Here is a 20,064-nt window from a genome sequence, read left to right as displayed (position 1 = left end):
GCTCAGGCCTCGGAGGATGGAGATTGCTTGTAGTTGTAGCCAATCGGGTGCGGCATATTGCGGGCCTTGGCCAGTTCAATCTGCTTCTGGCGGTCGATCGCGCTGCGACGGGTCTTCTCTGAAAGCTTATCCCAGCAATGCGGGCAACTGATGCCAGCCACGTAGTGTTCGGATGCACGGTCTTCTACGCTGACCGGTGTGCGGCAGGCATGACATTGATCGTAGTCGCCTTCGCTCAGGTCGTGGCGCACGGTGACGCGATTGTCGAACACAAAGCAGTCGCCTTGCCACTTGGTTTCTTCCTGCGGCACCTCTTCAAGGTACTTCAGGATGCCGCCCTTGAGGTGATACACCTCGTCGAAACCCTCGCTGAGCATATAGCTCGAAGCTTTTTCGCAACGAATGCCGCCGGTGCAGAACATGGCGACTTTCTTGTGTTTGGCCGGGTCGAAGTTGGCTTTGATGTAGTCGGGAAATTCGCGGAAGCTGGTGGTCTTCGGGTCGATCGCGCCTTCAAAGGTGCCGATGGACACTTCGTAGTCGTTGCGGGTGTCGATCAACAGCACTTCCGGGTCGCTGATCAGCGCATTCCAGTCCTGCGGGTTAACGTAGGTGCCGACTTTCTTGTTGGGGTCGACGCCTTCGACGCCCAGGGTCACGATCTCTTTCTTGAGCTTGACCTTGGTGCGGTAAAACGGCTGCTCATCGCAGTACGACTCTTTGTGGTCGATGTCGTCCATGCGCGGGTCGTTCTTGAGCCAGGCCATCAGGCCATCAATGCCTTCGCGGCTCCCGGAAACGGTGCCGTTGATGCCTTCTTCGGCGATCAGCAAGGTGCCTTTGATGCCGTTGTCGACCATTGCCTGCAACAGTGGCTCGCGCAGGGCGACGTAATCTTCGAGGGTGACGAACTTATACAGTGCCGCCACGACAATCGGTTGAGTCATGGGTGTTCTCTCCAGGTGGCTACCCTCGTAAAGGGTGAACCGGATGCAAAAAAAACGCGCCGACTGTGCGGCGCGTTGCGGATTCTAACAAAAATGGCGACGATTATGGACCGCCTCTTTTTTACTGTGGCGAGGGAGCTTGCTCCCGCTGGGCTGCGAAGCGGCCCCAACAAGGCAGTTGCAACCTTTCAGAAAGATCGCGGTGATTGGCGCAAGGGCTGCTGCGCAGCCCGGCGGGAGCAAGCTCCCTCACCACATCAAGCCAATGTGCCACAGTGTCAGTGACCGCCGGCGCAGGTCGGCGAGGCCGGGGCTGCGTCGATTTTCGCCCATTCTTCGGGCGTGTAGGTATGCAGCGCCAACGCATGGAATTCGCTCATCAGGTCACCCAGGGTGGCGTAGACCTTCTGGTGGCGCTTGACGCGATTGAGCCCCTCGAACTGCTGGCTGACCAGCACGGCCTTGAAGTGGGTCTGCAACCCACGGCTGTGCATATGGCTTTCATCCAGCACGCTCAAGTGTTCCGGGCTCAGGGCGACGAGTGCCGATTCGATACGCTGTTGCATGGTCATTCCTGTTTACTTCTTCTTGGCCGGGGCTGGGGCTTTTGGCGTCAGCTCGTTGGTCATGTCTTCCAGCAGCTTGTTCACCACAGGTACCGCGCTTTCCAGCTTGGCCTGGGTCATCTGGGCCGATTGCTGGGTCAGCTGAGGCATTTTCTCCAGGACTTTCTTGCCCAGTGGCGACTGGTAGAACGCAACCAGGTCCTTGAGCTCGGATTCGCTGAAGTTGTCGGTGTAGAGCTTGATCATGTCCGGCTTGAGCTTGTTCCAGCCGATGGCCTGGTCCAGGGCAGTGTTGGCCTTGGCCTGGTAGGTGTCCAGGACGGTTTGCTTGGAAGCAGGCGCCTTGGTCTGCTCGAAACGCTGGGCGAACATTTGCTGCACTTGCATGTACACCGGGGTACCCAGCTTGTCGGCATGGGCCAGGGTAAGGAAGGCTTCGGCACTGGCGTTGTGGCTGGCGGTATCGGCAAAAACCTGGCCGCTGGCACATACCAGAGCAACCGCGGTACAGATGGCACGAAGACGAGTCATCGAGTTTCCTTTTCTAGCAGGCGAGGTAAGACCCCAAGGGCGCCCATTCTGCGCCTAAAAAACGCCGCGGCTCAACCCCACGCCTTATGGGGCCTGGTTTTGCGGGGCTTAATCCGATGAAAAGTCTTTTAAGGGAACCCCCAGGGACGATCAAGGCCTAAACTGCGCAAACGAACCTGAAGGAGTGTGCCCGATGAGCCGTATCGAAACCGACAGCCTGGGAGAAGTGCAAGTCCCGGATGACGCTTACTGGGGTGCGCAGACCCAACGCTCGCTGGTGAACTTCGCCATCGGCGACCAACGCATGCCCCTGGCCGTGTTGCACGCCCTGGCCCTGATCAAGAAGGCCGCGGCCCGGGTCAACGACCGCAATGGCGACCTCCCCGCCGACATCGCCCGGCTGATCGAACAAGCCGCCGATGAAGTGCTCGCAGGCCAGCACGACGACCAGTTCCCGCTGGTTGTGTGGCAGACCGGCAGCGGCACCCAGAGCAACATGAACGCCAACGAAGTGATCGCCGGCCGCGCCAACGAGCTGTCGGGCAAGGCCCGTGGCGGCAAGAGCCCGGTGCACCCCAACGATCACGTAAACCGCTCCCAAAGCTCCAACGACTGCTTCCCCACGGCCATGAGCATCGCCGCCGTGCAGGCCGTCACCGAGAAGCTGTTGCCGGCGATCCGCGAACTGTCCGGCGGCCTGGCGGAACTGTCGGCGCGGCACATGAAGCTGGTGAAGACCGGCCGTACCCACATGATGGACGCCACGCCGATCACCTTCGGCCAGGAAGTGTCGGCCTTTATAGCGCAACTGGATTACGCCGAACGCGCCATCCGCAGCGCCCTGCCCGCCGTGTGTGAACTGGCCCAGGGCGGCACCGCGGTGGGCACCGGGCTCAATTCGCCCCACGGTTTTGGCGAGGCGATTGCCTCGGAGCTGGCAGCGCTGTCGGGCCTGCCGTTTGTCACCGCACCGAACAAATTCGCCGCGCTGTCCGGCCATGAACCGTTGACCACCCTGCACGGCGCGCTGAAAACCCTTGCCGTGGCCCTGATGAAAATCGCCAACGACCTGCGCCTGCTGGGCTCCGGGCCGCGTGCCGGGCTGGCGGAAGTCAAGCTGCCGGCAAATGAACCCGGCAGTTCGATCATGCCCGGCAAGGTCAACCCGACGCAGTGCGAAGCGCTGTCGATGCTGGCCTGCCAGGTGCTGGGCAACGACGTGACCATCGGCTTCGCGGCGAGCCAGGGGCATTTGCAGTTGAACGTGTACAAGCCGGTGATCATCCACAACCTGCTGGAGTCGATCCGACTGCTGGCCGATGGTTGCAGCAACTTCCAGGAGCACTGCATAGCCGGGCTGGAACCGGACGCCGAGCAAATGGCTGCGCACCTTGAGCGCGGCCTGATGCTGGTGACCGCGCTGAACCCACACATCGGCTACGACAAGTCGGCCGAGATTGCGAAGAAGGCCTATGCCGAAGGGCTGACCCTACGGGAAGCGGCGCTCAAGCTGGGTTACCTCACCGATGAAGAGTTCGACCAGTGGGTGCGTCCGGAAAACATGCTGGAAGCCGGTCATTGAGACGCTAACCGTGCACGCCGGGCCCTGAGCCCGGCGAACAACGACGGCGCCAGCGCCACCGTCGCAGACCCCAACACCACCAACACGGCCCCGCCGTAGCCGAGGGCGTTGATGTCTTCGGCGTGAACATAGTCGGGCCACATCCACGCCGCCACGGCGACCGCGACGAAGGTCACCAGTGGCGTCAACGCCAGGGTGGCGCTGACCCGCGAGGCTTCCCAGTGGGCCAGGGCTTCGGCGAATGCGCCGTAGGCAACCAGGGTGTTGAAGCAGCAGGCGACCAACAGCCAGCCTTGTAGCGGGCTCAGTTGCAGCGCTTCCATCGGGTGCGCCCAGGGTGTCAGCAAGAGCGCGCAGGACAGGTAGATCACCATCATCACCTGCACCGAATTCCACACAGTCAGCAACTGCTTCTGCCCCAGGGCGTAGAAAGTCCAGACCGTGGTGGCGAGCAGGATCGTCAGTACGCCGGCGGTGTAGGCGCCCAGGGAGGTCAGCAGTTCGGTCAGGCGCTGGTTGAAGAACAGGCCGAAACCGGTGATCAATATGAGCAGGCCCACGCCCTGGCCGAGGCTGAAGCGTTCCTTGAACACGAAGACGCTGGCGATCATCAGGAAGATCGGGCCCACCTGCACCACCAGTTGCGCGGTGCCAGGGCTCAGCAGCTTCAGGCCCACCAGGTAGAGCACGTAGTTGCCCATCAGGCCGCACACGGCGATTGCCACCAGCCAGCCGCCTTTGGGGCCGAGGGCGCGCCAATTGGGCAAACGCCGGACCGCGGCGAGGTAGACGAACAGGCAACTGCCGGAGACCACCAGGCGAAACCAGGTCACGGTGACCGGGTCCATCACCTGCAACACCTGTTTGAGTTTGATCGGCAGAATGCCCCAGAGCAGCGCGGTCAGCAGGGCCAGGGATAAACCGTAGACCCAGCGGCCGGAAGAGATGTGCATGAGTGCCCCAAATGCCAGAGGTGGATGAGCTGCATTCTAGGGGGATGCCGGGGGTGGGTGTATATCCGTTTTTTCGGGTGTTGCTGAAATGGGTTCCGCCCTTACGGCGGCTCACTTTTGAACAGCGCAAAAGTAAGCAAAACGCTCTTGCCCCACCACTCGGCACCTCGCTAAGGCTCGGTGTGCCCGAACGCAGGCAGCGTGGTTTAACGGGGCGCCTAAGATCAAGATCAAAAGCAGATCAAGTGCACAGCGGCCTACAGGCCGGCTTGAGTGTGGTGAAGCAAAGGCAACATCAAAATCTAAAGCGACCACGGTCCACTGTAGGAGCTGGCTTGCCTGCGATGGCATCAACTGGATGTATCTGATGCACCGAGTCGCCTGCATCGCCGGCAAGCCAGCTCCTACAGAAAAGCAGCTTTTGCCTTTGCTTCACCACACTCAGGTCGGCTTTCAGGCCGCCGTGCTTTTGATTTTGATCTTGATCTGACTGCCCCATTCAGCCCGGAGTGAGGGAACACCGAGCCTAAGCGAGGTGCCGACAGGCGGGGCAGAGCCCTTTGCTTACTTTGGGCTGGGCCGGCATTCCGGCTTTTCCAAAGTGAGTCGCTGTAAGAGCGAAACCATAGGTGGCCGTTACCGAAGAAACGGATATGCCCCCCCTCAAAAACTACCGCACCGCCTCAAACAACCCAGTAGCCCCCATCCCACCGCCAACGCACATCGTGACAATCCCATAACGCAAATTCCGCCGCTGCAACTCACGCACCAGATGCCCCACCTGCCGCGAGCCAGTCATCCCAAAAGGGTGCCCGATGGAAATCGACCCACCATTAACGTTGTACCTGGCATTATCAATTTCCAGCCGATTACGCGCATACAGGCACTGCGAAGCAAACGCCTCATTCAACTCCCACAAATCAATATCCGCCACCTCCAGCCCCCGAGCCTTGAGCAGCTTGGGCACCGAAAACACCGGCCCAATCCCCATCTCATCCGGCTCGCACCCGGCCACCGTAAACCCACGGAAAAACGCCTTCGGCTTCAACCCCAATTCCAGCGCCTTTTCCAAACTCATCACCAGCGTCATCGAAGCCCCATCGGACAACTGCGACGAATTCCCCGCCGTCACCGACCCATCCTCGGCAAACACCGGCTTCAACCCCGCAAGGCTGGCCAGAGTGGTATCCGGACGATTGCAGTCATCCCGATCCACCACCCCGTCCAACACCTGCACCGCCCCGGTGTTCTTGTCCTCAACCTTGTACTTCACCACCATCGGCACGATTTCATCGTCAAACAACCCGTCAGCCTGAGCCTGGGCCGTACGCTGCTGGCTTTGCAGCGCATACAGATCCTGCTCTTCACGGCTGACGTGATACCGCCGCGCGACAATCTCCGCCGTCTGCCCCATGGGAAAGTAGATGCCCGGCACCTGCTCCTTGAGCAACGGGTTGATCAAGTTGTCGGTGTTCACACTCTTCATGGTCAGGCTGATCGACTCAACCCCCCCGGCAACGATGATGTCACTGCAACCGGACGCAATCTGGTTGGCCGCAATGGCGATCGCCTGCAAGCCCGAGGAACAGAAACGGTTGAGGGTCATGCCCGCCGTACCGGTGCCCAGTTGCGACAGCACCGCCACGTTGCGCCCGATGTTGTAGCCCTGGGCACCTTCGTTGGAGCCGGCGCCGACGATGCAGTCCTCGACCGTGGCCGGGTCGATGCCATTGCGGGTCAGCAGCGCGTTGACGCAATGGGCAGCCATGTCATCAGGACGGGTCTGGTTGAACTTGCCGCGAAAGGACTTGGCCAGGCCGGTTCGCACGCTGTCGACGATCACTACTTCACGCATGGGCCACCTCGATTGTTGTGGTTGTTGAGAGATGGACCGAGCATAGATCCAGCCCTCTTCAACCGCGACAATCATTCATCCCGCGTATGCAAAAGCATGGCGTTACTTCTTCTTGTCCTTCTTGTCGTGCTTGTCCGACTTGTCGAAGGCCTCTTCCAGCGCCAGGTTGATGGTGCGCAGTACCTTCACCCGGGCCCAGCGCTTGTCATTGGCTTCCACCAGCGTCCAAGGCGCAATCTCGGTGCTGGTGCGATCCACCATGTCACCCACCGCCGCCCGGTAGTCGTCCCACTTTTCGCGGTTGCGCCAGTCGTCTTCGGTGATCTTGAAGCGTTTGAACGGGATTTCTTCGCGGGCCTGGAACCGCTCCAGCTGCGTCTGCTTGTCGATCGCCAGCCAGAACTTGACCACGATCACCCCGGCGTCCCGCAGTTGCTCTTCAAAGTCGTTGATTTCGCCGTAGGCGCGCATCCAGTCCGTGGGCGTGCAGAAGCCCTCGATGCGTTCCACCAGCACCCGGCCGTACCAGGAGCGGTCGAACACGGTGAACATGCCCCGCGACGGGATTTTCTGCCAGAACCGCCACAGGTAAGGCTGGGCGCGCTCGTCTTCGCTGGGCGCGGCAATCGGCACGATGTGGTACTGCCGGGGGTCGAGGGCCGCCGCCACACGCCGGATCGCCCCGCCCTTGCCTGCCGCGTCGTTGCCTTCAAATACCGTCACCAGGGCGTGCTTGCGCATGCGCTTGTCGCGCATCAGCCCGGAAAACCGCGCCTGCTCGGTGATCAGCTGTTCTTCATAATCGTCCTTATCCAGGCTCAGGCTCATGTCCAGGCTGTTGAGCAAACTCATCTGGTCAACCGCCGACGGCAGCGGTGCCGGGTTCATCCCGCTGGCTTTGCCCTTGGGCAGTTTCAAGGCGTTTTGCAGGCCTTCGAGCAGGATCTTGCCCACGGTCAGCCCACGGTAATGCGCATCCACGCCCTCGATCACAAACCACGGCGCATAGTCACGGCTGGTGCGACGCAGGATCCGCTCACCGAAATGCACAAACTTGTCGTAGGTCTTGGACTGCTGCCAGTCCAGCGGGCTGATGCGCCAGCTGTGCAGCGGGTCATCCTGCAGGGCCTTGAGCCGGGATTTCATTTGCTTCTTGGAGAGGTGAAACCAGAACTTGAAGATCAGCGCGCCTTCGTCGCAGAGCATCTTTTCCAGGCGCTCGGCGCCGGCGATGGCCTGGTCCAGCCGCGCATCCTTGATCTCGCCATGGACACGGCCCTGCAGCATCTGGCTGTACCAGTTGCCGAAAAAGATGCCCATGCGGCCCTTCGCCGGAAGCTGGCGCCAGTAGCGCCAGGCCGGCGGGCGGGCGAGTTCTTCGTCGGTCTGCTGGTCGAAGGTGCGCACCTCGATCAGGCGCGGGTCCATCCATTCATTCAACAACTTGACGGTTTCGCCCTTGCCGGCGCCTTCGATGCCGTTGATCAGGATGATCACCGGGAAGCGCTTTTGCTGCTGCAGTTCGTACTGCACTTCCAGCAAGGCTTCGCGCAAGGCGGGCACTTCGGCGTCGTAGGTTTCTTTGTCGATGGCGTGACCAATTTCGGCAGATTCGAACATGGGCGGCTCCGTTTCAGAATGAGGCAAGACTAGCGGATTGGACGGCGCTGCGCCGGAGGAAATTCCACGCCCGGTTGTCATGGATCAATGACACCCCGGTTGATCGGCTAGAATGGCCGCCTTGTCTTTACCGAGCCGCCCATGAACCCCGTATCCCACGCCCAGCTCGACTGGGATGACCAAGGCCGCCCGCACTCGCGGGTGTTCGACGACGTGTACTTCTCCGACCAGTCGGGCCTTGAAGAAACCCGCTATGTGTTCCTCCAGCAAAACCGTTTGCAGGAGCGCTTTGCCGCTTTGCCGGCGGGCGGGCGGCTGGTGATCGGTGAAACCGGCTTCGGCACCGGCTTGAATTTCCTGTGTGCCTGGCAGCTGTTTGAACAACACGCCGTACCGGACGCACGCCTGCATTTTGTCAGCGTGGAAAAGTACCCGCTGAGCCACGCCGACCTGCAACGCGCCCTCGCCCTCTGGCCGGAACTGGCACCCTTCGCCGAGCAGTTGCTGGCGCAATACGTCGCGATCCATCAGGGCTTCCAGCGGCTGATCCTGGATAACGGCCGCGTCACCCTGACCCTGTTGATCGGCGACGCCCTGGAACAATTGCCGCAACTGGACGCACAGATTGATGCCTGGTTCCTCGACGGTTTTGCCCCGGCGAAAAACCCGGACATGTGGACCGCCGAGCTGTTTGCCGAACTGGCGCGGCTGGCGGCGCCGGGTTCGACCATCAGCACCTTCACCAGCACCGGCTGGGTGCGGCGGCTGATCAACGCGGCCGGGTTCAAGATGAAACGCACCCCGGGCATTGGCCATAAGTGGGAAATCCTGCGGGGCGAGTTTCTGGGCTGGCCCGCCGAGGCACCGCCCTCCCTCGCCGCCAAACCGTGGTTCGCCCGCCCGCCGGCCATCAGCGGTGAGCGTCGTGCACTGGTGATCGGCGGCGGCCTGGCCGGTTGCGCGAGTGCCGCCAGCCTGGCGGCGCGCGGCTGGCACGTGAGCCTGCTGGAGCGTCACGACGGCCTGGCCCGGGAAGCCTCCGGCAACCCACAGGGCGTGCTGTACCTCAAGCTGTCGGCCCATGGCACGGCGTTGTCGCAACTGATTGTGAGTGGGTTCGGTCACACCCGGCGCCTGCTGGAACACCTGCAACGCGGCACGGACTGGGACGGCTGCGGCGTCCTGCAACTGGCCTTCAATGCCAAGGAAGCCGAGCGTCAGGCGCAACTGGCCCAGGCCTTCGCGCCGGACTTGCTGCACCGGCTGGATCAGCCACAGGCGCAGGCCCGCGCAGGTGTTTCCCTGGATCACGGCGGGCTGTTTTTCCCCGAAGGCGGCTGGGTGCATCCGCCTGCGCTGTGCCAGTGGCAGGCCGGGCAACCGGGGATTGAAGTGCTGACCCACCATGAGGTGCTGGAACTGCGCAAGGTCGACGGCCAGTGGCAGGCCTGGGACGGCGAGCGTCTGCTGGCCGGCGCGGCGGTGGTGGTGCTGGCCGGGGCCGCCGAGATCAAGCGCTTTGCGCCGAGCGCAGGTTTGCCGCTCAAACGCATTCGCGGGCAAATCACCGAGCTGGCCGAAACACCGGCCAGCTCGGCCCTGAACACGGTGGTCTGCGCCGAGGGCTACGTGGCCCCGGCTCGCCTGGGCCAACACACCCTGGGGGCGAGCTTCGATTTCAACAGCCTCGACCTCACGCCCAGCGCCGCCGACCACGCGGGCAACCTGGCACTGCTGGAGGAAATATCCCCTGACCTACGCCAGCGCCTGCACGCCGACGCCCTCGAACCCGAACAGCTTCAGGGCCGCGCCGCCTTCCGCTGCACCAGCCCCGACTACCTGCCTATCGTCGGCCCGCTGGCAGACCCGCACCTGTTTGCCCAGGCCTACGCCGTACTGGGCAAGGACGCGCGCCAGGTGCCGGACGCGCCCTGCCCCTGGCTCGACGGTTTATACGTCAACAGCGGCCATGGCTCCCGCGGACTGATTACCGCGCCATTGTCCGGGGAGCTGCTCGCCGCCTGGCTGGAAAACGAGCCGCTGCCGCTGCCCCGCAGCGTGGCCGAGGCCTGCCATCCGAACCGGTTTGCGCTGCGCACGTTGATTCGCGGAAAGGGCTAAAGCGGGCACTCCAGCATCAAGGGTTTATCGGCATCCGCCAGCACCGTGCGGGTCAGGCGTTCTACCAGTTGATCGCGGGCTTGCTGATGGTCGGCCTGCAGTTTCAGCGCTTGGGCCAGGTAGGTGCCGCTGGCAGAGTCCAGCGCGGTGTATTGGGTATCGTAAACCCGGCTGACGCTGCTGAACTCGGCCGCGAACTGATGCTTGAGGTACTCCACCCAGAACCCCTGGCGCGCCAGAAAGCGCGCCAGGTCAGAACTTATTTCCCGCGTGGTGACCTGGGCAATTGCCTCGGTCAGATCCTCCTGGCTCACACCGCCCACTTCGCGGTAAGTGATGCTTTCCGGCTGCCCCGGCAAGTCCAGCGTCTTGGCCAACCCGCTGCGATACACCAGGCGCACCGCCAGGTGATCAGCGATGTTTTTGCGGCGGCTGAACACATCGGAAATGCTGTCCACCTGTTCCAGGCGGAACAGCCCGCGCCCCAGTTTGAGCAACGTCGCGACACTGGGCTTGGTCACTCCGGCCTCCTTCATGGCCTTGTTGAGCATCACCGTGACTTCCATTTCACTGAAACTGTAGGCCGCCGCATCGACACAATTGGGTTCACCCTCGGCCAGCCTGAACAACAGATCACGCAGTTCGTTGTTCTCGATGGCGGCGTCCATGACCTGCCACACCCGGCGAATCAGGTCAGCGCGCACCTGCTTGTATTGCGGGGTATTGACCATTTGCCGCAATACGCCGAAGAAATCCCCGGACCGCCAGTCGTCCTTGAGCAACTCCCACTTGGCCTGGCGTGCGAGATAGGTATCGGCGGTCTCCCCTTCAAGCCAGGACTGGCGGGAACGCAGTTCACTGAGCATGGGAATGTCGTCGTCCTGCAAGCCCATGCCCACTCCGGTACGGCGCCGGTATTCATCCAGGCCCATACGGCTTTGGACCGAGATCGGATTGAGCCGCAGGTTGATTTTTTCCGTCACCGCAACCGGTGCCGTGAACAATTCGGGGGGCAACTCGACAATGTTGTTTTCCCGCAAATTAGCGTCTTCCAGGTGCAGGCGTGTGAGCAATCCTTCGGGCAGCTCCCTCGCTCGGGTGTCACGCAGGTTCAGCGAGCGCAATTGATCCATTTGCTTGACCGAGGGCGTTTCACCCAACGGGTTGCTGCTCAAATCCAGGCCGCGCAGCCCGTTCATGGCTTGTAATTTCCGGGTGGTCTCATGGGTCAGATTAATCCGGTTTTGCGCCAGACTCAGCACCTCAAGGGACGGCATGTGGGACAGCACCTCCGGCAGCCAGGTGAGCAGATTATTGTCCAGCTCCACCGAATGCAGGCCCTTGAACGCCTTGAGGAAATACGCCACATCGTTGTCCAGCGCCATGTTTTTCAAGGACAAACGTTGTACATGGCCAAACTCGATGTCGGGGGGCAATGTCGGCAGTTTGCCGACGCGCATGTTGTCCAGACTCAGGCCATACACCGCGGCACGACGCGCGCCCGGCAAATGGGTCTGGTGCCGCCAGGCACTGCGCAAACGGTCGGCGACTTGCTGGCGGCTATGACGATAGTCTTCCAGGTGGCCGGGCAATTTGCGCATTTCTGCATCCTGTTGGACCCAGGCCTTGAGCACCGCCTCCAGCCTGGCCAACTGCTGCTCGCGCTGGCGCACCATGGTGGCCCGCGACACATCATCCGCCCCCAGGCCCTCGATCATTTGGCGGGCCTCACGCTCGCTGAAGAACGGATACAGGGTCATGACTTTGCGCACCATCACGCGCGGTACACGTGTCGGGGTCGGGAGCGGCGGCGGGTCGATAACCTGGCAGGCGGCGATTGACGAGACCGGCTCGGCAGGCACCTTGCCGCGGGCCGCCAGTGCCTGGTCGAGCAACTGATACCGCAACCGCTGGGCATCCGATAAGCCGCTGCCGCCAATGTCCAGGGCCGTGCGCATGCTGACAGGCAGCGCCTGTAACGTTGCTCGATAGAACCCTTGCGGGCCACTGAAGGATTCGCCCAACGCCCGCCCGTCGCGCTCGAAGGCCGCGTATTGCTCACCGTCCTTGACCACCGTGCGGCTCTGCGTGGCAATCGCAGCACCGACCTCTTCCAGCACATTCCCGCTGATCGACCCCTCGCGAAGTTGCAACTGCAACCCCGACGGCCATTCCGGCAATTGCTGCAAAAGACGCAAGGAAAAACCATGGGCCCGGGCATCCGCCAGTTCCGGCAAATGGAAACTGGCCATCAACCGCTCACGCTGGATCTGTGCCGTGGCCTCACGGGCCGCCTGGGCCAACGCCAACGGCACTCGGCGTTCGTTGCGCAGGTGAACCCGGTCGACGCTGCTGGCGTTGGCAATCAGTTCCCCGGCGATTTTCGCGGGCAGGCCCGGTACCTCCTCGATCAGCCGGGCCTGCTCCGGTCCCAGAGCCCGGTCGTAAGCGGCGTAGAGCCGTCGGTGCAAGGGCTTGCAGTCGATCTTCAAGGTGTATGCCAGTCGCCGCGCCAACGCTTCCCCCGCAGTTTCGCCGGTCATGGCAGGCGTTTCCCCCATCAGCACGTCAAGTTCGCGCTGGTACAAGCCGTCGGCCACGCCCAGCAGGACTTCGCCTTCCTCCAGTTGATCGTGGGTGATGGCCACGCTCAATTCATTGTCGATACGCGCGTCAGCCGGGAACGTTGCCGTGACGTGGCCCTCGGCATCCAGCACCTCAAGGTAGCGTCCACGGGGCCATCCCGGCATCAACGGCACGGCCTCCAGTTGCAAGTCCAGACTTTCGCGCGTGAACGGCTGGCGTTTTTCCAGGCGCCAGATCAAGTCATTGATTTTTTGGTCCAGGGCAAACCATTGGATGTTGTCCTGAAAACTGGCCGGCAGTTTGAGGTTTTCCTGGCCCCACTGCTGAACCTGGGACAACTGAACATCACTGGCTTGGCGTACCTGTTCCAGGCGCCCATCGGCAAGGTCGGTGAGGCTCGGGTCCAGGCGGCGCAAGCCATAGAGGCTGCTGTTCCAGGCCTGCTGCGGGCGCTCATGGAAAGAGCGCCAGCCGCCGGCCCCGTTATGCACCACCGGTGGCGAGTAAGCCTGCAGGCGGCTGGGATGACGGATACACCATTGCCCCTTTAACGGGTCAAAACGTACCGCGTAGGCGAGGCCATCAATGCTGATCAACTGCTGGCCCGCCTGCCGGAAAAATCCCTGGGCATCCGGCTCTTTAACGGCGACAGGCTGCGCGTAAGGCTTGAGGCTGGGGCGCCATAAGCGGGGCTGGCCGTCGGTGTTTTCGATCGCCTCGACGTCATCGAATGCCGCGACGTGATCCCGCGCAGCACGGCGTACCGCGCCGACAATTTTGCCCCCGGCCGCAAACGCGGCCATGGACGCCACGCCCTCCAGCACCGCGCGCAAATGCGAGAGTGCGCTGCTGCGGTCATGATGGCGCCAGTCCTGTACCCCTTCGTAGATTTCACCGAGCATCTGCCCCATCGCCACGCCCATCATCAGCTGACCGATAACCGGCACAAAAAAACCGGCGAGATTGAGCAGGTCCAATCCGAGGGATTCATAGTATTGCCAGCGCTGGTCGCGCACCGCCTGATCAAAATCCGCCGTGGGCACCGCCAGTACCCGGCTGTCTTTTTGCAGCTTGCCGACCATGCTGTTGAAAAAAAACTGAAACAACCCGCTATTGATCGCCAGGGGTTTGATCAACCCCAAGGATTTATGGGTGGTAAACCCGCTGAAAAAGTCTTTGCGTGAAGCTTCGTCGAGATACCGCACAAAAAAATCCGCATAGCTTTTCACGTGTAGCTTCAACCTCAGGTAGAGCTGGAACTCGGCAAACGTCGGGTATTCGAAAATCGGGCGATGCGGCTCCCCCGGCATATAGACGATACAGCGGGTTGCGGGGTGTTCATCAATCGCCGCGAGGCTGAACACCACTACGCCCCACAGGCAGCAATCATGCACACTCAGGCCCTGACACAGCAGCGGTTGGTCATCGAGCGTCAGGCTGGCAATGGTTGACTGGGTGACGTTCGGCCCTTGGCGAGTAAGACCCAATAACAGCTTGAACACGGGCTCGCCGATGTCGCCGCGCAGGTACGCCAGGTAGACGTCCACCGCCATGTCATAGACTTTCAGCTGCTTTATTTCACTGGCATCAGGGTTGTGCAGCCTCTCGTCAGCCAGCGGCAGCGCCTGATTCACCGCCGCCCGCAAGTGCAGTTGGTAACGTTGCCCGAGGTCCAGCTCGCGACACAAGGTGGCGAATGCCGGGACGCTGATTTCAGGCACCAAAGCGCCAGTGTCACTGCGATGCACGTCGCTGTCCCGAGGGAACCGCCCGCCCTGTGCCTCCTCCTCGGAAAAATTCTGCATCGCCGCCTGCAGCAGCGTGCGGGTTTCGACCACCACCTGCGGCTGGTGCAGGCTCAGAGGCGAAGGCGCCGGGTCGATCCAGACCCAAGGTAGATGCAGATAATCGTGCTTGACGTCCAGGGTCACCCCAAACCGGCTTTTGAGACCCTGGGTCAGCTCTTCGGCGCAAAACGTATCCAGGCTTTTTATGCGTTCCAGGATCGCCTTGACCTTGGGTTCGTGAAGCCCCGCCAACTCATGAACCTTCTCCAGTTGCTCCAGCAATTCGGGCTTGGCCTTGAGTAGCCAGGGAGGAATGCATTGTTGCAATACATCGGCTTTGTCCAGGTCGCCCGTCAGTTCCAGCAGCGTGGCCGAGAATTGGTCCGGGGTGAGTTGAACGGAGGCGGAAGTGTCGTCCGGCATCGGCAATATCCTTTGGCGCGAAATGAAGTGCGCACCATAGCCAGCACTCGCCGCCGCGATCCCATAACTATGTGACGCCGCTCCCGGACAGCTTGCTTATAACCGATCGGTCTAAAACTCCACGGATTCACCCGTGTCAGTTTCCAGGTACCCGCCGTTTTGGCGCGACTGTTTTTACCCCTCCCCAACGGAAAAACCGGTAAGGAATCTATGTGCGGATTAGCTGGCGAGTTACGCTTTGATCACCAACCTGCCGACCTGGCAGCCGTGGAACGAATCACCCATCACCTCGCCCCCCGAGGCCCCGACGCGTGGGGCTTCCATGCCCAAGGGCCGATTGCCCTGGGCCATCGTCGCCTGAAAATCATGGACCTGTCGGACGGCTCCGCCCAACCGATGGTCGACGCCCAATTGGGGCTGTCCCTGGCGTTCAACGGCGCGATCTACAACTTCCCCGAACTGCGCCAGGAGCTTGAAGCGCTGGGCTATGCCTTCTATTCCGGTGGCGACACCGAAGTGCTGCTCAAGGGCTACCACGCCTGGGGCGAAGCACTGCTGCCCAAGCTCAACGGCATGTTTGCGTTTGCCATCTGGGAGCGTGACGCCCAACGCCTGTTTATCGCCCGTGACCGTCTCGGTGTGAAGCCGCTGTACCTGTCGCGCACCGGCCAGCGCCTGCGTTTTGCCTCCAGCCTGCCGGCGTTGCTCAAGGGCGGCGATATCAACCCGATCCTCGATCCGGTGGCCCTCAATCACTACCTGAATTTCCACGCCGTGGTACCTGCCCCACGTACCCTGTTGGCGGGCATCGAGAAGCTGCCGCCGGCCACCTGGATGCGCATCGACGCCAGCGGCAACGTCGAGCAGAATACCTGGTGGACCCTGCCCTACGGCCCCCACGCCGATGAAGCCAACCTGACCCTGGAAGACTGGACCGACCGCGTGCTGGACAGCACCCGCGAAGCCGTGGCGATTCGTCAACGAGCGGCGGTGGATGTAGGCGTGCTGCTCTCGGGCGGCGTCGATTCGAGCATGCTGGTGGGCCTGTTGCGCGAAGTTGGCGTGCAGGATCTGTCGACGTTCTCCATCGGTTTTGAAGACGCCGGTGGCGAGCGCGGCGACGAGTTCCAGTACTCGGACCTGATCGCCAAGCACTACGGCACCCAACACCACCAATTGCGCATCGCCGAAAGCGAAATCATCGAGCAACTGCCGGCGGCCTTTCGTGCCATGAGCGAGCCGATGGTCAGCCATGACTGCATCGCGTTCTACCTGCTGTCCCGGGAAGTGGCCAAGCATTGCAAGGTGGTGCAGAGCGGCCAGGGCGCCGATGAACTGTTCGCCGGTTACCACTGGTACCCGCAGGTGGACGGCGCGAGCGACCCGTATGCCGCTTACCGCGATGCATTTTTCGACCGCAGCTACGACGACTATGCCGCCACTGTCACGCCCAAATGGCTGACCGCCAATGACGCCGCCGGTGACTTCGTGCGCGAACATTTCGCCCAGCCTGGCGCCGATGCCGCGGTGGACAAAGCCCTGCGCCTGGACAGCACCGTGATGTTGGTGGACGACCCGGTGAAGCGCGTCGACAACATGACCATGGCCTGGGGCCTGGAAGCGCGCACGCCGTTTCTCGACTATCGCCTGGTGGAACTGTCGGCCCGGGTGCCGGGTAAATTCAAGCTGCCCGACGGCGGCAAGCAGGTGCTCAAGGAAGCCGCACGCCGGGTGATCCCCAGCGAAGTCATCGACCGCAAGAAAGGCTACTTCCCGGTGCCCGGGCTCAAGCATTTGCAAGGCGACACCTTGAACTGGGTGCGCGACCTGCTGCTGGACCCGAGCCAGGATCGCGGCCTGTTCAACCCGGCGATGCTCGACCGCCTGCTCACCGATCCCCAAGGCCAATTGACCCCGTTGCGCGGCTCCAAGCTGTGGCAACTGGCGGCGCTGAACCTGTGGCTCAGCGAACAAGGAATCTGATTCATGAAACCTCATGCCACGGCTTACAGCCAACGCTTGCTGCGGGGCCAGGCGCCCTCTTACGAGCGCCTGCAAGCCCGCCTCGCCGAAGACGGCAGCGCGCTGGACACCACGCCGATTGCCGTGCATTGCGGCTGGGGCCGGCTGTTGATCGGCCACACCTTCCCGGACCCGGCAAGCCTGGCCCTGGAGTTGCTCAACGAGCAGCCCGGCGAGCGCGACATCGCCCTCTACGTGGCGGCGCCGCAGCAGATCCTGGGGATTGACCCGCAGCAGTTGTTTCTCGACCCGTCCGACACCTTGCGCCTGTGGTTCACCGACTATCGCCCGGCGACCCGGGTGTTTCGCGGGTTCCGGATTCGCCGGGTGCAAAGCGAGGCGGACTGGCAAGCAGTGAACCAGCTGTACCAGGGGCGCGGCATGTTGCCGGTGGACCCGGCGTTGCTGACCCCGCGTCACCAGGGCGGCCCGGTGTATTGGCTGGCGGAAGACGAAGACAGCGGCGCGGTGATCGGCAGCGTGATGGGCCTCAATCATCAGAAAGCCTTCCACGACCCGGAGAACGGTTGCAGCCTCTGGTGCCTGGCGGTGGACCCGCAATGCACCCGCCCCGGCGTGGGTGAAGTGCTGGTGCGTCACTTGATCGAGCACTTCATGAGCCGTGGCCTGAGCTACCTCGACCTGTCGGTGCTGCATGACAACCGTCAGGCGAAGAGTCTCTACGCCAAGCTCGGATTTCGCGCACTGACCACCTTCGCCATCAAGCGCAAAAACGGCATCAACCAGCCGCTGTTTCTCGGCCCCGGCCCGCAGGCGGAGTTCAATCCTTATGCGCGGATCATCGTCGAGGAAGCGCATCGGCGCGGGATTGATGTGCAGGTGGACGATGCCGATGCCGGCCTGTTCACCCTGAGCCACGGTGGCCGCCGCGTGCGCTGCCGCGAGTCGTTGAGCGACCTGACCAGCGCCATCAGCATGACCTTGTGCCAGGACAAGAGCCTGACCCACAAAGTGCTCAAGGCCGCCGGCTTGAACCTGCCGCAGCAACAGCTGGCCGGCAGTGCCGACGACAACCTGGAGTTTCTCGACGAGCACCAGCGCATCGTGGTCAAGCCGCTGGATGGCGAGCAAGGCCAGGGCGTCGCGGTGGATTTACAGACGATCGAGGACGTGCAAAAAGCTATCGAGGCCGCACGCCAGTTCGATTCGCGCGTGCTGTTGGAAAGCTTCCACGAAGGCCTCGATTTGCGGATCCTGGTGATCGGTTTTGAAGTGGTCGCCGCCGCCATTCGCCGCCCGGCAGAAGTCACCGGTGATGGCCAGCACTCCATTGGCGCGTTGATCGAAGCCCAGAGCCGTCGACGCCAGGCCGCCACCGACGGCGAAAGCAAAATCCCCCTGGACCACGAGACCCAACGCACCCTGCACGCCGCCGGCTACGACTACAGCAGCATCCTGCCCCGTGGCGAACGCCTGGCCGTGCGGCGCACCGCCAACCTGCACACCGGCGGTTGCCTGGAAGACGTCACTGCCATCCTCCATCCGACCCTGGTGGACGCCGCTGTGCGCGCCGCCCGCGCCCTGGACATTCCCATGGTGGGCCTGGACCTGATGGTGCCGGCCGCCGACCAACCGGACTACGTGTTTATCGAAGCCAACGAACGGGCCGGGCTGGCCAACCATGAACCGCAGCCGACGGCTGAAAAGTTTGTGGATCTGTTGTTCCCGCATAGCCAACCGACGGCTTGAGAAATGCGTTGCCTTGACTGGCGCTTTCGCGGGCAAGCCCGCTCCCACCTGTGGAATGCATTCCCCTGTGGGAGCCGGGCTTGCCCGCGATGGGGTCGGAACAGTCGATGATTCTCTAGCCAATCGCCCACTCATCGAAACCATCGATGCCCTCAACTCATCAGGAGTTTCCATGACCCGAACCATCCCCGAACCGGATCTCGCTTACCTGCAAAAAGTGCTGCTGGAAATGCTCGCCATCCCCAGCCCCACCGGGTTTACCGACACCATCGTGCGCTACGTTGCCGAGCGCCTCGAAGAGCTGGGCATTCCGTTTGAAATGACCCGGCGCGGCACCATTCGCGCCACCCTCAAGGGCCAGAAAAACAGCCCCGACCGCGCCGTCTCCGCGCACCTGGACACCATCGGTGCCGCCGTGCGGGCGATCAAGGACAACGGCCGCCTGACCCTGGCGCCGGTAGGCTGCTGGTCCAGCCGGTTTGCCGAAGGCAGCCGCGTCAGCCTGTTTACCGATAACGGTGTGATCCGTGGCAGCGTGCTGCCGCTGATGGCCTCCGGTCACGCATTCAATACTGCCGTGGACGAGATGCCCATCAGCTGGGACCACATCGAACTGCGCCTGGACGCCTACTGCGCCACCCGTGCCGATTGCGATTCCCTGGGGATCAGCGTGGGGGATTTTGTCGCCTTCGACCCGCTGCCGGAGTTCACCGAAAGCGGCCATATCAGCGCCCGCCACCTGGACGATAAAGCCGGGGTTGCCGCCCTGCTGGCGGCGCTCAAGGCCATCGTCGACAGCGGCCAGCCGTTGCTGATCGACTGCCACCCGCTGTTCACCATCACCGAAGAAACCGGCAGTGGCGCAGCGGCGGCCTTGCCGTGGGATGTGAGTGAGTTCGTCGGCATCGACATCGCGCCGGTGGCCCACGAGCAGCATTCCAGCGAACACGCGGTGAGCGTGGCGATGCAGGATTCCGGCGGGCCCTATGACTATCACCTGTCACGCCACCTGCTGCGCCTGGCGGCGGAGAACGAGTTGCCGGTGCGCCGCGACCTGTTTCGCTATTACTTCAGCGACGCGCATTCGGCGGTGACCGCCGGCCACGACATTCGTACCGCGCTGCTGGCGTTTGGTTGCGATGCCACCCACGGCTACGAGCGCACCCACATCGACAGCCTGGCCGCGCTGAGTCGCCTGCTGGGGGCCTACATCCTCAGCCCGCCGGTGTTCGCCAGCGATGCCCAGCCGGCCAAAGGCTCACTGGACCGGTTCAGCCACCAGATCGAACACGACACACAGATGGAGAGCGATACCCGCGTGCCGTCGGTGGACAGCCTGGTGGGCCAGAAAACCTGAGACT

13 protein-coding genes are annotated in these 20,064 nt (G+C 62.4%); 6 read left to right on the top strand and 7 right to left on the bottom strand.

The annotated features are described in order from the left end of the window. Positions 1-2: 2 nt before the first annotated feature. The 3 genes from M2400_RS18430 to M2400_RS18420 all read right to left on the bottom strand — a co-directional run bounded on the left by M2400_RS18430 (position 3) and on the right by M2400_RS18420 (position 2,044). The gene (locus M2400_RS18430) at positions 3-947 is read right to left on the bottom strand and encodes a rhodanese-related sulfurtransferase (protein ID WP_010176008.1); all 945 of its coding nucleotides are present in this window, start codon (positions 945-947) and stop codon (positions 3-5) included. Positions 948-1,225: 278 nt separating this feature from the next. Further along, on the bottom strand, positions 1,226-1,519 hold the full coding sequence (locus M2400_RS18425; protein ID WP_003216739.1) for a BolA family transcriptional regulator: 294 nt from the start codon (positions 1,517-1,519) through the stop codon (positions 1,226-1,228). 6 nt (positions 1,520-1,525) lie between these two features. Continuing rightward, positions 1,526-2,044 carry a DUF2059 domain-containing protein gene (locus tag M2400_RS18420; RefSeq protein ID WP_003216742.1) on the bottom strand — a complete coding sequence of 173 codons (519 nt, stop codon included), beginning with the start codon at positions 2,042-2,044 and terminating at the stop codon, positions 1,526-1,528. Positions 2,045-2,237: 193 nt separating this feature from the next. On the opposite strand from M2400_RS18420, the gene M2400_RS18415 reads away from it, so the two are divergent. After that, positions 2,238-3,626, top strand: a complete 1,389-nt coding sequence (locus M2400_RS18415) for a class II fumarate hydratase (protein ID WP_177133710.1) — start codon at positions 2,238-2,240, stop codon at positions 3,624-3,626. Here the strand turns inward: M2400_RS18415 and M2400_RS18410 are convergent. After that, complete coding sequence (locus tag M2400_RS18410) at positions 3,620-4,579, bottom strand: DMT family transporter (protein WP_259197478.1); 960 nt, start codon at positions 4,577-4,579, stop codon at positions 3,620-3,622. The two genes, M2400_RS18415 and M2400_RS18410, sit on opposite strands and share 7 nt — an antisense overlap. Positions 4,580-4,946: 367 nt before the next feature. Between M2400_RS18410 and M2400_RS18405 the strand changes: the two genes are divergently transcribed. Beyond that, on the top strand, positions 4,947-5,069 hold the full coding sequence (locus M2400_RS18405; RefSeq protein ID WP_259197477.1) for a hypothetical protein: 123 nt from the start codon (positions 4,947-4,949) through the stop codon (positions 5,067-5,069). 180 nt (positions 5,070-5,249) lie between these two features. Here the strand turns inward: M2400_RS18405 and M2400_RS18400 are convergent, their stop codons facing one another. Both M2400_RS18400 and pap read right to left on the bottom strand, forming a co-directional pair. After that, a complete protein-coding gene (locus tag M2400_RS18400) occupies positions 5,250-6,434 on the bottom strand; it encodes a thiolase family protein (protein ID WP_259197476.1) in 1,185 nt (394 codons plus the stop codon). Between the two features lie 102 nt (positions 6,435-6,536). Then, on the bottom strand, positions 6,537-8,054 hold the full coding sequence (gene pap / locus M2400_RS18395) for a polyphosphate:AMP phosphotransferase (RefSeq protein WP_177046243.1): 1,518 nt from the start codon (positions 8,052-8,054) through the stop codon (positions 6,537-6,539). A gap of 141 nt (positions 8,055-8,195) precedes the next feature. On the opposite strand from pap, the gene mnmC reads away from it, so the two are divergent. After that, positions 8,196-10,175: a bifunctional tRNA (5-methylaminomethyl-2-thiouridine)(34)-methyltransferase MnmD/FAD-dependent 5-carboxymethylaminomethyl-2-thiouridine(34) oxidoreductase MnmC gene (gene mnmC, locus M2400_RS18390; RefSeq protein WP_259197475.1), complete on the top strand. Its 1,980-nt coding sequence runs from the start codon at positions 8,196-8,198 to the stop codon at positions 10,173-10,175. Here mnmC and M2400_RS18385 read toward each other — a convergent pair. Continuing rightward, positions 10,172-14,971 carry an NEL-type E3 ubiquitin ligase domain-containing protein gene (locus M2400_RS18385; protein ID WP_259197474.1) on the bottom strand — a complete coding sequence of 1,600 codons (4,800 nt, stop codon included), beginning with the start codon at positions 14,969-14,971 and terminating at the stop codon, positions 10,172-10,174. The two genes, mnmC and M2400_RS18385, sit on opposite strands and share 4 nt — an antisense overlap. A gap of 210 nt (positions 14,972-15,181) precedes the next feature. Between M2400_RS18385 and M2400_RS18380 the strand changes: the two genes are divergently transcribed. From M2400_RS18380 to M2400_RS18370, 3 genes are all read left to right on the top strand, one after another. Further along, positions 15,182-16,954 (top strand): N-acetylglutaminylglutamine amidotransferase, encoded by a 1,773-nt coding sequence (locus tag M2400_RS18380; RefSeq protein WP_259197473.1) that lies wholly within the window; start codon positions 15,182-15,184, stop codon positions 16,952-16,954. Positions 16,955-16,957: 3 nt separating this feature from the next. After that, entirely contained in the window at positions 16,958-18,703 is a 1,746-nt protein-coding gene (gene ngg, locus M2400_RS18375) for an N-acetylglutaminylglutamine synthetase (RefSeq protein ID WP_259197472.1), read from the top strand. A gap of 172 nt (positions 18,704-18,875) precedes the next feature. Then, positions 18,876-20,060, top strand: a complete 1,185-nt coding sequence (locus tag M2400_RS18370) for an osmoprotectant NAGGN system M42 family peptidase (protein WP_003216760.1) — start codon at positions 18,876-18,878, stop codon at positions 20,058-20,060. Positions 20,061-20,064 lie beyond the last annotated feature (4 nt).

The sequence above is a fragment of the Pseudomonas sp. BIGb0558 genome, from assembly GCF_024807515.1.
Taxonomy (GTDB): Bacteria; Pseudomonadota; Gammaproteobacteria; order Pseudomonadales; family Pseudomonadaceae; genus Aquipseudomonas; species Aquipseudomonas yamanorum_A.
This window is presented reverse-complemented; position numbering and strand designations above follow the sequence as displayed.